This is a genomic window from Bacteroides sp. NSJ-39 (genome assembly GCF_014287315.1).
Classification (GTDB): Bacteria; Bacteroidota; Bacteroidia; order Bacteroidales; family Bacteroidaceae; genus Bacteroides; species Bacteroides finegoldii.
This window is the reverse complement of sequence record NZ_JACOOB010000023.1, coordinates 29,093-44,344: the sequence shown is the minus strand read 5'-3', so window position 1 is coordinate 44,344 and position 15,252 is coordinate 29,093. Positions and strand designations below refer to the sequence as shown.

Annotated in this window: 14 protein-coding genes; all 14 read right to left on the bottom strand. The window is 43.9% G+C overall.

The features are described 5' to 3' along the window. Nucleotides 1-57 precede the first annotated feature (57 nt). The 14 genes from lipA to H8S63_RS17815 all read right to left on the bottom strand — a co-directional run bounded on the left by lipA (nucleotide 58) and on the right by H8S63_RS17815 (nucleotide 15,226). Nucleotides 58-906, bottom strand: a complete 849-nt coding sequence (gene lipA, locus H8S63_RS17880) for a lipoyl synthase (RefSeq protein WP_007764999.1) — start codon at nucleotides 904-906, stop codon at nucleotides 58-60. Then, nucleotides 906-3,116 (bottom strand): S9 family peptidase, encoded by a 2,211-nt coding sequence (locus tag H8S63_RS17875; RefSeq protein ID WP_186927540.1) that lies wholly within the window; start codon nucleotides 3,114-3,116, stop codon nucleotides 906-908. Before H8S63_RS17875 ends, lipA begins: the two co-directional genes overlap by 1 nt. A 183-nt stretch (nucleotides 3,117-3,299) precedes the next feature. Continuing rightward, entirely contained in the window at nucleotides 3,300-4,199 is a 900-nt protein-coding gene (gene miaA / locus H8S63_RS17870) for a tRNA (adenosine(37)-N6)-dimethylallyltransferase MiaA (protein WP_186927539.1), read from the bottom strand. Between the two features lie 96 nt (nucleotides 4,200-4,295). Beyond that, a complete protein-coding gene (locus H8S63_RS17865; protein ID WP_007757744.1) occupies nucleotides 4,296-4,850 on the bottom strand; it encodes a hypothetical protein in 555 nt (184 codons plus the stop codon). 21 nt (nucleotides 4,851-4,871) lie between these two features. Next, nucleotides 4,872-5,639, bottom strand: a complete 768-nt coding sequence (gene lpxA / locus H8S63_RS17860; protein ID WP_007757742.1) for an acyl-ACP--UDP-N-acetylglucosamine O-acyltransferase — start codon at nucleotides 5,637-5,639, stop codon at nucleotides 4,872-4,874. Nucleotides 5,640-5,658: 19 nt separating this feature from the next. Beyond that, on the bottom strand, nucleotides 5,659-7,044 hold the full coding sequence (locus tag H8S63_RS17855) for a bifunctional UDP-3-O-[3-hydroxymyristoyl] N-acetylglucosamine deacetylase/3-hydroxyacyl-ACP dehydratase (RefSeq protein WP_007757741.1): 1,386 nt from the start codon (nucleotides 7,042-7,044) through the stop codon (nucleotides 5,659-5,661). 3 nt (nucleotides 7,045-7,047) lie between these two features. Next, a complete protein-coding gene (lpxD, locus tag H8S63_RS17850) occupies nucleotides 7,048-8,088 on the bottom strand; it encodes a UDP-3-O-(3-hydroxymyristoyl)glucosamine N-acyltransferase (protein ID WP_007757740.1) in 1,041 nt (346 codons plus the stop codon). 82 nt (nucleotides 8,089-8,170) lie between these two features. Further along, nucleotides 8,171-9,400, bottom strand: a complete 1,230-nt coding sequence (locus H8S63_RS17845) for an HD domain-containing protein (RefSeq protein WP_143865531.1) — start codon at nucleotides 9,398-9,400, stop codon at nucleotides 8,171-8,173. A gap of 4 nt (nucleotides 9,401-9,404) precedes the next feature. Further along, entirely contained in the window at nucleotides 9,405-10,238 is an 834-nt protein-coding gene (gene pyrF, locus H8S63_RS17840; RefSeq protein WP_007757732.1) for an orotidine-5'-phosphate decarboxylase, read from the bottom strand. Nucleotides 10,239-10,306: 68 nt separating this feature from the next. Beyond that, nucleotides 10,307-11,419: a peptide chain release factor 1 gene (gene prfA, locus H8S63_RS17835; RefSeq protein ID WP_007757731.1), complete on the bottom strand. Its 1,113-nt coding sequence runs from the start codon at nucleotides 11,417-11,419 to the stop codon at nucleotides 10,307-10,309. Between the two features lie 3 nt (nucleotides 11,420-11,422). After that, nucleotides 11,423-12,589 carry an AIR synthase-related protein gene (locus H8S63_RS17830; RefSeq protein WP_022276105.1) on the bottom strand — a complete coding sequence of 389 codons (1,167 nt, stop codon included), beginning with the start codon at nucleotides 12,587-12,589 and terminating at the stop codon, nucleotides 11,423-11,425. A 90-nt stretch (nucleotides 12,590-12,679) separates the two neighbouring features. Further along, nucleotides 12,680-13,261 (bottom strand): LemA family protein, encoded by a 582-nt coding sequence (locus tag H8S63_RS17825; protein WP_007757729.1) that lies wholly within the window; start codon nucleotides 13,259-13,261, stop codon nucleotides 12,680-12,682. A gap of 93 nt (nucleotides 13,262-13,354) precedes the next feature. Beyond that, complete coding sequence (locus H8S63_RS17820; protein ID WP_186927538.1) at nucleotides 13,355-14,272, bottom strand: YgcG family protein; 918 nt, start codon at nucleotides 14,270-14,272, stop codon at nucleotides 13,355-13,357. Nucleotides 14,273-14,275: 3 nt separating this feature from the next. Beyond that, on the bottom strand, nucleotides 14,276-15,226 hold the full coding sequence (locus tag H8S63_RS17815) for an alpha/beta hydrolase (RefSeq protein WP_022276102.1): 951 nt from the start codon (nucleotides 15,224-15,226) through the stop codon (nucleotides 14,276-14,278). Between the last annotated feature and the right edge of the window lie 26 nt (nucleotides 15,227-15,252).

Below are 15,252 nucleotides of genomic sequence, written 5' to 3'. Positions count from 1 at the left end.
TTAATGTTTATTTGTCGGTTCTGCTTATAAAACAAATAGTGCCTGTGTTTTGTTTGCTTAACGGATGTGTTTCTCTGCATGGTAGGATGAACGGACAAGGGGAGCGCTCTCTACAATGTTAAATCCTTTTTCTAAACCGATTGTTTTGTATTTTGCAAATTGAAGGGGAGTTACGTATTCTGCAACGGGATAATGACGGTGGCTGGGTTGCAGGTATTGTCCGATAGTAAGAATCTGGCAACCGACAGTCAATAAGTCATCCATCAATGTTTCCACTTCTTCTGGAGTTTCTCCTAAACCGACCATAATGCCGCTTTTTGATTTCACTCCTTTGGAAGAGATGCGGCCGATTACTTGCAGACTTGTGTCGTAGTTGGCTGCACTGCGCACTAGCGGACTAATGCGGCGTACGGTTTCCATATTGTGTGAAATAATGTCGGGATGGGCCTCTATCACGAGATCTACCAGTTCCGTTTTTCCTTGAAAATCGGGTATCAGCACTTCGATGGTAGTCTGAGGATTCAGGCGCTTTATCTCGCGGATGGTATGTGCCCAATGTTCGGCCCCCAAGTCCGGGAGGTCGTCACGGTCTACGGAAGTGATGACAGCATGGTCGAGTTTCATTAGTGCGATGGACTCTGCCACATGAGTAGGTTCGTTACTATCCAGCGGATGTGGCCGACCGGTCTGTGTGTTGCAGAACTTACAACTGCGGGTGCAGATGTCACCGCCGATCATGAAAGTAGCCGTTCCTTTCCCCCAGCATTCTCCCATATTGGGGCAACGCCCACTGCTGCAGATTGTGTGCAGGCAGTGGGAGTCAACTATTCGTTTGGTTTCGGTGTATCGTTCGTTGGCACCGATATTAATTTTCAGCCATTCAGGCTTACGTACTCTGTCAGCCATTACAAATTGTTCAAGAAGAAGTTAGTCAACCGGGTGTATAAGTGCTGACGGGTATTTCCACCGTATATTCCGTGATTGCGATTGGTATAAATCTGCATATCAAACTGTTTTCCGAGTTGTACCAGCTGCTCGGCATACTCTGCACAATTCTGGAAATGAACGTTGTCATCTGCCATACCGTGTACGAGCAACAAGTTGCCATGCAGTTTGTCGGCACGGGTAAAAGCGGATGAGGCCTTGTATCCTTCTGCATTCTCTTTGGGAGTACGCATGAAACGTTCGGTATAAATAGTGTCATAAAAACGCCAGTCGGTCGGTGCGGCAACGGCTACGCCTGCCTTGAAAACGGGAGTACCTTCGCTCATGCTCATTAGAGTCATGTATCCGCCGTAGCTCCATCCCCAAATACCGATCCGGTCTTTATCCACGTATGCTTGTTTACCGAGATAGAGAGCGGTCTCCACTTGGTCTCTGGCTTCTTTTACTCCGATTTTCAGATAGGTACATTTCTCGAAGGCTTCTCCGCGTCCTCCTGTTCCCCGACCATCCACGCATACTACGATGTAGCCGAGACTCGCCATATAGGTTTCCCAACTGATTCCCCATGTATCCAATACTTGTTGCGAGCCCGGTCCGCTATATTGATACATCAAGACCGGGTATTTCTTCGATGCGGAGAAATTAACAGGTTTCATCATCCATCCGTTCAGGGTTACACCATCCGTAGTCTGGAAAGTAAAGAATTCTTTCTGCGGCACAGCATATCCGGACAGGGTCTGTTTCAACTTGTCATTCGTAACCAATGTTTTTAGAGTCTTACCCGAATTGTCGTTCAACGTAACCAACATGGGGGTATCAAGACTCGTAAACTTATTCATGTAGTACTTCATTGATTTGCTGAAGAGCGGGGTATTGGTTCCGCTTTTTTGAGACAGCTTGGTCTTTTTACCTTTCTTATCTATCTTGTAGACTGCTTTACGCAAAGGACTTTCTTCATTGCTGGTGTAATAGAAAGATCCGTCCTCTTCGTCATATCCCAAGAAGTCTTTTACTTCGTATTTGCCGTTTGTAACCTTTTTGATCAGATTGCCTCCCATACTGTACCAATAGAGGTGGCTATATCCGTCACGCTCGCTGAGCAAACTGAAATATTCAGGATAGAATTCGATATTATCGAAGATGTTCTCCTTGATATAATAGGGTGATTCATCACGTAGCACCAGTTTGCAAAGTGTTGAACGTGGGTCGGCAAAATAAAGATCGAAGCGGTCTTGATGACGGTTCAGTGTCATGATGGCCAGCTTGTTGGCGTCTTTGGTAAAGCGGATGCGGGGAATGTATCCATCCGGATCCAACGGAAGTTTCATTGTGCGGGTGACGTGCGATTTGATATCATAAGTGCGTACCTCGACTTTGGAATTCGGATATCCGGCTTTCGGATACTTGTAGGTATATTCACCCGGATAGTCCTTCAAAGCATTAATGTGGGGTGCTTGTCCGGCAAATACCGGAAAAGAATAGGACGGTACTGCTGATTCGTCAAAACGGATGTAAGCGATTTGCGTATTATCGGCACTGAATTCCAACGCACGGTTAAAACTGAATTCTTCTTCATACACCCAGTCCGGGATGCCGTTGATAATAGAGTTCTGTTTACCGTCTTCGGTAACCTGGCTTTCACTATTGCCATAAAGCAGTTTCACAAGAAAGATATTGTTATCGCGGACAAAAGCTATCATTGTTCCGTCCGGAGAAAAGACGGGGACCTGTTGAGGTCCGCCGTCAGACAGCCGTTCAATGATGTTGTTTGTCGTAACGCCCTTATCATTTCGTTTCAAAGGGTAGATATAATGTACAGCTGTATATGAGTGCCGATAAATCGGGGTCGTCTTGGTGGCAATCAGTAGTTTTTTTCCGTCGGGTGAGAACTGATAGCTGTCGATGTGCTTGAAATCACATTCGCGGGCAGTCTTTACATCGAAGATCACTTCTACTTTTTCACCTGTCTTGAAAGAATATTTGATGATTTGAGTGCCGTCATCATTCATTTGTGTGTAATGTTCTCCATCAGGCATCGGAATTACGCCTTGAATGTTTTCCGGACGGAAACGTCCCGAGGTGATATCTTTTAAATCGAGTGCCTTTTGTCCTTGTGCCATTCCTGTCAGACAGAGAAGGCAGAGTAATAGAGTGATGCTGATCTTTTTCATCTGCTTTTTTAATTCGGTTTTGGTTTTTATTCGTAATTGCAAAAGTAACAATAAACTTAGATTCGACAAAACCTGATGGATTTTTATGCAGATTTGATAAGGATTATTGGGAAGTTTCAATCTCTTTGTGAAAAGGACTTTAAATATTGTCGCTGTGGACTCGAGAAGAAACTGCTTGCAATGTCACCCTATTTGTTGACGGAGGTACGCCAGTATCTCCGTTTCTTGTTCCGGATGGAACCATTGTATTTCTTCATCTCGTTTGAACCAAGTCATCTGTTTACGCGAATAAATGCGGGAGTTTTGCTTGATTTTATCTATGGCAAAGGAGAGTTCCCATTCTCCATCCAGATACTTGAACAGTTCTTTATAACCTACTGTGTTGAGCGAATTGAGGTGGCGATAGGGAAGTACCGAGCGTACTTCTTCCACTAATCCTTCTTCCATCATCATATCTACCCGACGGTTAATACGGTCATACAACTCTTCCCGGTCACGGGTTAATCCTATTTTAATAATGCGGAACGGACGTTCTTTTTTTTGTTGGGTGCGAAAAGAGGTATAAGTGCGTCCGGTCATATAACAAATTTCCAATGCATGAATAACCCGTTTGGGATTCTTCAGATCGACTATCCGATAATATTCCGGATCCAGCAGGCGAAGTTCTGCACAGAGTTGTTCAAGTCCTTCCTCCTCATATTTCTGTAGCATGAGTTGGCGGGTTTCCGCATCAACGGTAGGAATATCGTCGATACCTTTACAGATAGCGTCTACATACATCATTGAGCCACCGGTAAGAACCACGACCTCGTGTTGCGTAAATAACTTATTGAGGATTTCCAACGCTTCCGTTTCGTATTGGGCGGCACTGTAATAATCTGTCAAATGAAGCGTACCGACCAAATAATGAGGTACACGTTTGAGTTGGTCGGGAGTAGGAGCTGCCGTACCTATCTTTAATTCGGCGTAAAGTTGTCTTGAATCAGCAGATACAATGCTTGTTTGAAAAGACTCTGCTATCCGCAGGCTTAATTCTGTTTTTCCTACACCGGTAGGACCTATAAGAACAATGAGAGTAGGCAAGGGGGATAAGTGGTTAATGGTAACAGATTAGTGATTTAATGATCTGTGAATAAACGAATCTTTACCACACTTATCATTAAATCACTAATCGTTAAATTAATATTTATCTTCGTCATAAGGGCTACCTGTATCGCCACCGATATCGAATCCTTCTTGGTCGAAGTCTTCCATATCGAAGTCTTGGTCGCCATAGAAGTTTTCATCTAAATCAAGCGAACCGCCGCTAGCAGCCATTTCTTCAAAATCCACAGTCTGTTTGGGAGCTTCTCCAGATTTCTTGGTACATTTGGCACCTGTCATATTCTTTCCGGTGATAATCTCAGATAGTTCGATGAAGAAACAACGTTCTGTCATGTAATCGAATACGTAGAGTAATTTCTGCTTTTCATCTTCTACTAATTCGCTGATTGTGGTTTCTTTCATCACCCAGCTATCCATTTCGGGATTATCATCCATTTCTTCCAAAGTGACTTCTTTTTCTTTTTCCCAATCATCATCGCAGATAAAGAAAGAAGTCATCTGGTCGTTTGTATACCCTGCTGATTTCAGTATTGCCTCATGGAAGTCAAAGAAAGTAGCTTCCGGGTCAATTTGTATTTCTCTGACAAAATCGTCAACTTCATCAGATATAATAGTAAATCTGTATATCATAATATGACTATTTTGAACTGTTTATTTAATAATGCCACGCTCTGAGTTACGGATGAAGTTGATAATATAGTCAATCTCCGGACTCTTTTCAAATTCATCTTCAATTTTCTTTAATGCTTCTGTCGTATTCAAACCACTTTGATAGATGATACGATAGGCATTGTGAATGCTTTCGATCACTTCATTGGCAAAACCGCGACGGCGCAGACCGATGATGTTGATACCACTGAAGGCGATAGGTTCGCGTCCTGCGATGATGTAAGGAGGGATGTCTTTGCTGAAACGACATCCGCCTTGAATCATTACATGGCTACCTACATGACAGAATTGGTGCATCAATACGTTAGCACTGACGATTGCATTGTCGTCAATCACGATTTCTCCTGCCATTTTGGTAGAATTGCCTATGATACATCCGTTTCCCACTAATGCATCGTGCGCTACGTGCACACCCTCCATCAGTAAGTTGTTGCTTCCCACAATCGTGCGCCCTTTAGCTGCCGTACCACGGTTGATTGTTACGTTTTCGCGAATCAGGTTGTTGTCTCCGATTTCAGCGGTTGATTCTTCTCCGCGAAATTTAAGGTCTTGCGGGATGGCCCCGATGACGGCTCCCGGAAATATAGTGTTTCCGTTGCCGATACGCGAGCCATATAAAATATTGGCATTAGCCATAATTTTATTATTGTCGCCGATAACCACGTTTTTATCTATGAATACAAAAGGCGCAATTTCTACATTTTCCCCTATTTTAGCTTCGGGATGGATATACGCTAAAGGACTTATCATTTGAATTTTCAATTGTTAATTACTTGTTTTTTACTATTTGTGCCATGAATTCAGCTTCGCAAACCACTTTCTCTCCAACAAATGCATAACCTTTCATGGTAGAGATTCCACGACGGATGGGGGCTAACAATTCCACACGGAAAATCAGTGTATCTCCCGGCACTACTTTCTGGCGGAATTTGACACCGTCTATCTTCATGAAATAAGTAGAATAACGTTCCGGTTCATCAACAGAGTTGAGAACAAGCAAACCTCCGACCTGTGCCATAGCCTCTACCTGAAGTACACCCGGCATAACAGGTTCTTGTGGAAAATGACCTTGGAAGAAAGGTTCATTAGCAGTGATATTCTTGACGCCTACAATATAGTTGGCACCAATTTCAATTACTTTGTCCACCAATTGGAACGGATAACGGTGAGGTAGTAGCTCACGGATACGGTTTACATCCATTACCGGTTCCCGATTGCAGTCATAGCCCGGTGCCTGGATTTCGTGCAGACGGATTTCTTTCCGCATCTGACGGGCGAATTTGTTGTTGATCGTATGTCCGGGACGGGTAGCGATGATACGTCCTTTGATCGGTTTACCGATTAAGGCAAGGTCACCGATAACATCCAGCAATTTGTGACGGGCACATTCGTTCGGCCAAACCAATGGCTTGTGATTAATATAGCCTAACTGATTGGCGTCCATGTGGGGTACTCCCATCACATCTGCCAACTTATCGAAACTTTCTTGCGACATCTTACGTTCGTAGATTACGATAGCGTTATCCAAGTCGCCACCTTTAATCAGGCCGGCGGAAAGTAACGGTTCTATTTCGCGAACAAAGACGAAAGTACGGCTGGCAGCCACTTCGTCTTTGAATTTATGCATATCTTCGAGTGTTGCAAACTGATTCGGAATGATGGTTGAATCGTAGGAAACCAATACATTCAGGCTAAAATTCTCATCCGGCAATACGATGATGGATGAACCGGTCGTTTCATCCCGGAACTCTATTTTAGATTTGATAATATAAAAGTCTTTGACAGCATTCTGTTCTACTGTTCCTACACGTTCTATTTCTTGTACATAATATTGTGCGCTACCATCCAATATCGGAAATTCCGGGCCGTTTACCTGGATAAGACAGTTATCAATGCCCAATGCGTAAAGGGCTGCCATACCATGTTCCACGGTGCTTACTTTAACTCCATTCTTCGACAAAACAGTACCACGTGTGGTTTCCACCACATTGTCGGCTACTGCATCGATTATTGGTTGTCCTTCTACGTCAATACGTTGGATTTTATATCCGTGATTGTCCGGAGCCGGATTGAATGTTACAGTGAGATCAAGTCCAGTGTGAAGACCTTTCCCGCTCAGTGAAAAGCTATCTTTCAGCGTTTTTTGTTTCAGCATTGGTTACTTATTTAATAGTTGTTTTAATTCTTCGATTTCTTTGCGCAGGTCATGTAGCTCCTTCTGCATATTCGGCAGGCTTTTTCTTATGATGGACGCTTTGAAATATTGTTTGGGATCCATAGGTGGAGTTCCGATCAGCTGGCTTCCGGATTTGATGTCTCCGGGAACACCGGATTGTGCGCCCAATCCTACTTTATCCCCTATTTTGATGTGTCCGGCAATACCGACCTGACCGCCGAACATGCACCATTCACCGATTTTTGTAGAGCCGGCAATACCGACTTGCGCAGCCATCACAGTATGTGAACCTATTTCATCATTATGTGCTATCTGCACCAGATTATCTATTTTAGCACCACTATGTACTATTGTAGCTCCCATTGTAGCACGGTCTACACAGGTATTGGCGCCTATATCCACTTTATCTTCCAGAATCACGATTCCGATTTGAGGAATCTTATCGTATCCGTTCGGAGTAGGAGCAAAGCCAAATCCGTCCGCCCCGATCACAGCACCTGAATGCAGGATACATTCATTACCTATACGGCAGTCGTGGTAGATGTTGACATTTGAGTAAAGCAGACAATTATCACCTATTTTCACACCGTCTCCAACAAAAGTATGCGGATAAATCTGGGTGTTATCTCCAATTACGGTATTTTCACCGATATAGGCAAAAGCACCAATATATACATTCTCACCAATCTTGGCACTGGGGGCAACAAATGCTAGTGAATCGATACCTTGTTTTTTAGGTTTGCTCATTTCGTAGAGATTGAGCAGTTTCGCCAGGCTTTCGTATGCATTTTCCACTTTGATAAGAGTGGCTTTAATTTCATGTTCAGGAGTAAAATCCTTGTTAACCAGAACAATGCTTGATTGTGTTTCGTAGATATAAGGTGTATATTTAGGGTTCGACAGGAAAGAAATTGCTCCGGGCATTCCCTCTTCAATTTTAGCGAATGTGTGTACCGTAGCGTTTTCGTCTCCAATGATTTCCCCTTGGATAAATTCTGCAATTTGCTTAGCCGAGAACTCCATGTCTTTTATTTAAAATTTAATTAGTTCACAAATAACGGACTTTTTTTTCAGATTTCCGTGTTATTGAATGAATATTTTATACTTATCTGTGTAATCTCTGGTAACAGAGATAGTATTTCTTTACCTTTTTGGACAATAATGAGATGTTCAGCATGTCCGAAGCTTCGGCTATGTTTTTGATTGTGCCGTCGTTATAGATAATGTCAATACTGTCATCTGCCGGGTCGTACATGTTCTTTTCGATGCTGGGGGTAGAAACAAAATAGTTCGCTTCGGAAAGGGGTATGTCTAGTTGTTGGCTGATTTGCAAAGTTAATTCTTTTTTTCTGTCTTCACTAATCGGTTCCGACGAAATTTCCACTTTAAAGATATTTCGGTTAATCATTCCCATACTTAAAGTCGAAAGTACCTTATCGGTATGGGTGCTCCATACTTTCAAAGCCGTCCAGATATCATTGTCATCCAGCTGGATAAAATTCTCCAGGCAATCGGGATTGCTGTAGAATTCCGTAGGAGTGATATCGTTGTAAAGGAAAAAACGTAATGCAGGTGATGCGAACAGTTCTATACCTTGTGAGGCTAGTTCTTTAGCGCGTAGAAGAGTGCTGATCAACATTTTTTCGTATGCGACCGAGGTTTTGTGCAGGTATACTTGCCAATACATCAGACGGCGTGCCGTAAGAAAGTTCTCTATGGAATAGATACCTTTAGACTCGACTACGAGACGGTCGTCGGCCACATCAAGCATTTTTATGATTCGTGCAGAGCCGATGTTTCCTTCTGTTACTCCTGTATAAAAACTGTCACGACGAAGATAATCAAGCCGGTCCATGTCCAGTTGCCCGCTAACCAGCTGATGCAAGAAACGTTTTGGATATTCATCCTTGAAGATTTGGATGGCAAGACTGAGTTGTCCGTTCATCTCCTTGTTCATCCGTTCCATCAGCATGAGGGAAATTTCTTCGTGAGGAATTCCTTTCACGATTGTATCCTCCAGTACATGTGAGAATGGGCCATGCCCAATGTCATGCAGAAGGATGGCAGCCTGCACAGCTTCCGCTTCACTGTCAAAGATAAAATTACCTTTGGACGCTAGTTGGGTGATTGCTTCGCTCATTAGGTAGAATGCTCCCAGTGAATGTTGGAAACGGGTGTGCTGTGCACCGGGATATACTACCGATGAGAGTCCCACCTGCTTGATGCGGGTAAGACGCTGCAATAGGGGATGACGTACAATATCATACAGTAATCCCTTGGGTATATTAATGAACCCGAATACCGGGTCGTTAATTATCTTTCTTTCGTAGACCACTTAATTACTGATTGTTAATCACTCTCTTCAATTGTTCTGCCATTTGTGCCTGAACTTCTTGTGCAGCAGTACGGGCAGCTTCTGCAAACTTTTCTGTCTTATCTACGTAGATAATGCCACGGGAAGAGTTTACAATCAATCCACAAGTGCTATTCATACCATATTTGCAAACTTCTTCGAGCGAGCCGCCTTGCGCTCCGATACCGGGAACGAGAAGGAAATGGTCAGGAACAATTTTGCGGATATCTTCAAAAGCACGTCCTTGAGTAGCGCCTACTACGTACATCATACGGTCATCGTTTGCCCATTCCTGTGATTTGCGCAGTACTTTTTCAAATAGACGTTCGCCATTTGCATCTTCTGTCAATTGGAAGTCATGAGATCCTTTGTTGGAAGTCAATGCCAACAGGATAACCCATTTGTTGTCGTAAGTAAGAAACGGAGTCACACTGTCTTCTCCCATGTAAGGAGCTACGGTTACAGAGTCGATATCCAGTTCCTCGAAGAAAGTACGGGCATACATGGCGGAAGTGTTTCCTATATCACCACGTTTTGCATCGGCAATGATGAACTGATCCGGATAATTATCCTTGATATACTTTACTGTCTTTTCAAAAGCGATCCATCCTTTTACACCCATACTTTCGTAAAAAGCCAAATTGGGTTTGTAGGCTATGCACAAATCGGCTGTCGCGTCGATGATTGCCTTATTGAAAGCAAAAATCGGATCTTCTTCTTTCAGCAGATGTTCCGGAATTTTCTTGATGTCAGTATCAAGCCCTACACAAAGGAATGATTTTTTGCGTTTTATGTTTTCAAATAATTGTTGCTTATCCATCTTATTGTTTACTGTTTTTTACTATTTTAGAATCACTCTCAACTCTCAATTTTCAACTCTCAACTTATCTAAAGTTCGCTTTCCTTCAACCGTTCCGCATTTTCAGCTACGATCAGGTGGTCGATACAGTCTTGTATATCCCCGTCCATGAAAGCCGCAAGATTATAAATCGTGTAATTAATGCGGTGGTCGGTGATACGTCCTTGCGGATAGTTGTATGTACGGATTTTCGCAGAGCGGTCTCCCGTTGAAACCATCGTTTTACGTTTGGAAGCAATGTCGTCGATATATTTCTGATGCTCCTTGTCGTAGATGAAAGTACGGAGACGGGCCAATGCGCGCTCTTTATTTTTGGGTTGGTCGCGTGTCTCGGTACATTCGATCAGGATTTCTTCGGAAACACCGGTATTGGGGTTCTTCCAGATATAGCGCAGACGCACTCCGGATTCTACCTTATTAACGTTCTGTCCGCCTGCGCCGCCGCTTCGGAAAGTATCCCATTTGATTTCTCCTTCGTTGATGACCACATCGAACTCTTCTGCTTCAGGAAGTACGGCTACCGAAGCTGCCGAAGTATGTACACGTCCCTGAGTCTCTGTGGCGGGAACACGCTGTACGCGGTGTACACCCGATTCATACTTCAATGTGCCGTAAACATTGTCTCCCGTGACACTACAAACTATTTCCTTGTATCCGCCGGCAGTTCCTTCGTTGGCGTTGGAGACTTCCAGTTTCCATCCTTTTACTTCGCAGTATTTGGCATACATGCGGAAAAGGTCACCGGCAAAGATTGCCGCTTCATCGCCTCCTGCTCCACCGCGAATTTCAAGAATGGCATTCTTGCTGTCTTGCGGGTCGGCAGGAACAAGCATTAACTTGATTTCTTCCTCCAATACCGGAAGGCGTTCCTGGCTAAGGTCCATTTCCTCTTTGGCCATTTCGCGTATATCTGTATCCGACTCGGTGGCAAGGATATTTTTGGCTTCTTCGATGTTGCCCAGCAATTGAATATATTCCTTGCGGGCTTTCATCAAGTCATCCAGTTCCTTGTATTCCTTTGTCAGTTTGACATAACGTTTCTGGTCGGCAATGACTGCCGGGTCGGTGATGAGGGTTGATATTTCTTCAAAACGGGCTACAAGACCGTCCAGTTTCTCTAATATGGTACTGTTATCTGCCATTCTTTAGTATCTAAATTCTCCGAATTCACTCTTAATGATTAATTCAGTCTTGTCACATGCTTCGATACGCCCGACAATCTGTGCCGGTATTCCAAATGATTCGGAAATGGCGATAACTTCTTCAGCGTGTTCCGGTGACAGATAGACTTCAAGCCGATGTCCCATATTGAACACCTTGTACATTTCCGCCCAATCTGTGCCGCTTTGTTCTTGAATAGTCTTGAATAAAGGAGGAACAGGGAAAAGATTATCTTTCACTACACGAACGTTTTCAACAAAGTGTAAAACTTTGGTTTGTGCACCACCGGAGCAGTGTACCATTCCGTGTATTTCAGGACGTAGTGCATCCAACAACTTCTTTACTACCGGCGCGTATGTACGGGTAGGAGAGAGTACTAACTTGCCGGCGTCGATCGGAGAGCCTTCCACACTGTCTGTCAATTTTAGGTTTCCAGAATAAACCAGTTCTTCGGGAACTGCCGCATCATAGCTTTCCGGATATTTTTCTGCAAGGTATTTGCCGAATACGTCGTGACGGGCACTTGTCAGGCCGTTGCTGCCCATGCCGCCATTGTATTCTTTTTCATAAGTAGCTTGTCCGTAAGAAGCAAGACCGACAATCACATCACCCGGACGGATGTTGGCATTGTCTATCACATCCGAACGTTTCATGCGGCAAGTTACTGTGGAATCAACAATAATAGTGCGGACAAGATCACCGACATCGGCTGTCTCACCACCGGTGGCATATACGCCTACTCCCATTTCGCGGAGCTCGGCAAGCAGCTCATCCGTTCCATTGATAATGGCGGAAATTACTTCCCCCGGAATTAACAGCTTGTTGCGTCCGATGGTAGAAGAGACAAGAATATTATCTACGGCCCCCACGCAAAGCAGGTCATCGATATTCATGATCAAAGCGTCCTGCGCAATACCTTTCCAAACGGACAGGTCGCCGGTTTCTTTCCAATACATATAAGCAAGCGAAGACTTGGTTCCGGCTCCGTCGGCATGCATGATGTTACAGTATTCCGGATCGCCTCCCAATATATCGGGAATGATTTTGCAGAATGCTTTAGGGAAAATTCCTTTGTCGATGTTCTTGATGGCGTTGTGCACATCTTCTTTTGATGCGCTTACGCCACGCATCATGTATCGTTGATTACTCATGAGTTATAGAATTATTTTGTATACGGCTGCAAAAGTACTGCTTTTTTTTTGTACAGCCAACTATCTTACTAGAAATGCCGTTGCCTCTTTTCAGAACTCTACCTTCGGTGCTTTTTCGCTACCTTCTTCCGCTTCGAAGTAAGCTTTCTTTTCAAATCCGAACATTCCGGCAAAGATATTCTTGGGGAAACGGCGGATATTGGTGTTATAAGCCTGTGCAGCATCATTGAAATTTTTGCGTGCCACGTTGATACGGTTTTCCGTCCCCTCCAATTGGGCTTGCAGTTCAAGGAAGTTCTGATTAGCCTTCAAATCCGGATAATTTTCCGTAATTGCTAATAATTTGCCTAAGGCGGAAGTAACGGCGCCCTGTGCTTTCTGGTATTGAGCGAGTTTTTCTGGTGTCAGGTCGGCTGCATCGACTTTCATTTGTGTTGCTTGACTGCGTGCTTCAACCACTCCTTCCAGCGTTTCTTTTTCATGTGTCGCATACCCTTTTACTGTATTTACCAGATTGGGAATTAAATCGGCGCGGCGTTGGTATTGAGTTTCTACATTGGCCCATTGACCATTTACTTTCTCATCCATAGCGACAAGACCGTTGTACATGCTGACAGCCCAAATGACAATGACAGCTATAACAGCTAAAATAATGATAACTGACTTTTTCATATTTATCGTTTTTATTGATTGATATTGATAATTTGATTTTAAATCTTGGTGTTTCCTTGACTTTTCTAGGTTTTAGTTGGAGTCGTGAATTGACTAGAATCGTGAACCGGCACCACCTCCTCCGCCCATTCCTCCACCGAAGCTGCCTCCGCCAAAACTGCCTCCGCCTTCGAAACTTCTGCCTCCGCCGAAACCACCAATAAACGGACCGCCACCACCTCGGTGATGATAATCATTGTCATAACTTTGTTGGCGACGTGTGAGGGTATGACCGCAATTTCTACACGTGTAAGTGATGTCTTCGGTTCTCACGCCATTGACTTTGGAGATCAGTCGGCTACCGCTTCTTTGTAACGTGTGTTTTCCGCATTTCGGACAACGGCTTTGCTTGCGTGCGGAAAGGAAAGCGATACCTCCACCAATCAGTATAAAGAAAAATACGGCGAGGATGAAATCGAATGAACCTCCGTTATTGGTTGAACCGGAAAGAGAATCGTTCTCCATAGAACCGTCAAGAACTTGGCAAGTCGCTTTCAAACCGGCCACCATTCCGGCATTCCAATTCCCGTCTTTCAGATACGGAATCATGTATTTCGTCTGAATCCTCTTGCAGATAGCGTCGGGGAGAACTCCTTCCAGACCGTATCCGGTATAAAATTGAATGCAGCGTTGGTCGGTTACTAATAGAATAACCAAACCGTTATTCTTATCTTTCTTTCCTACACCCCATTGATTGAGCAGTTGATGACAGAAATCGAAACAATCTTCCTCTCCAATGGAGGGAAGCACTGCAACGACCGTCTCAATACCGGTTTGCAGTTCTAAAGCATAAAGCATGGAATCTATACTATCACAGGCTGCTTTTGACAGTATTCCCGCAGGATTGCATACATATTGCGTCTTATTCTGTAAGTGGACTTTCGGAAGATTGTCTACTGTGTACACTTTCTCTTGAGCCCGTAAGGGGATCAGTAAGAAAGTAATAGCTATGAATGTGAATATTAATTTCATCGTTTAATGAATATATTGCCCGACAAACTTACGGACTTTATCTGTGTATTCCTGTTTATTCTCTTTGTATGAAAGGGCGTGAGCCGCACCTGGTACTATCCAAAGTTCTTTAGGTTCCGGTTTTGCTTCGTAAAGCGGATAAACCATCCAAGTCGGAACGTATGTATCTTTGTCGCCGTGGATAAACAACATCGGCAGTTGGCATTTTGCTACTTGTTTCAGCGAAGAGGCCTCTTTGAAATTCCATCCGTACTTCTTTTCGCATAGCCAACTGGTGGTATACATCAAAGGGAAAGGAGGGAGACCGAAAGAACTTTTCAGCTCATGGGAAAATTCATCCCACACACTGGTATAACCGCAATCTTCCACAAAGCACTTGACGAAAGGCTGCTGCTCCTCACCGGATACCATCATTGTGGTTGCGCCTCCCATCGAAATACCATGCACTACCATCTGCGTGCTGTCTCCAAAGATACTATTGGTGATGTTCATCCATTGCAATACATCCAGACGGTCTTTCCATCCCATCTGAATGGCCCGACCTTCACTTTCGCCTTGGTGCTGAAGGTCGGGAAGCAAAATGTTGAAGCCTAAATCCCGATTGTAGAGGTAACCGATCATAAACATACGGATAGCATTATCCGTATATCCGTGTACAATAACTGCGGTTTTGTTTGTGGGTCTGGGAGCAGCCACATAGTAAGCATGAAGCTGTATGCCGTGCGGGTTGACGATAAAAGTGTCTTTCAGGGCATTTACTTGTCGCAGACTATCTACCCACGAACGCAGAAAAGGATAGTTTCTGTACATAAAAGGATAAGAATCAGCGTCTTTAGACAATATCTTGCCATCCGGCGTCAGAGATAGATTCAACATATAGAAACTTCCTCCAATGGTACAACCGGTCAATATCAACATGACAACGATAATGCTATAGACAACTTTTCTCCTCATAATTATACCTCTTTGATTTGCCCCTG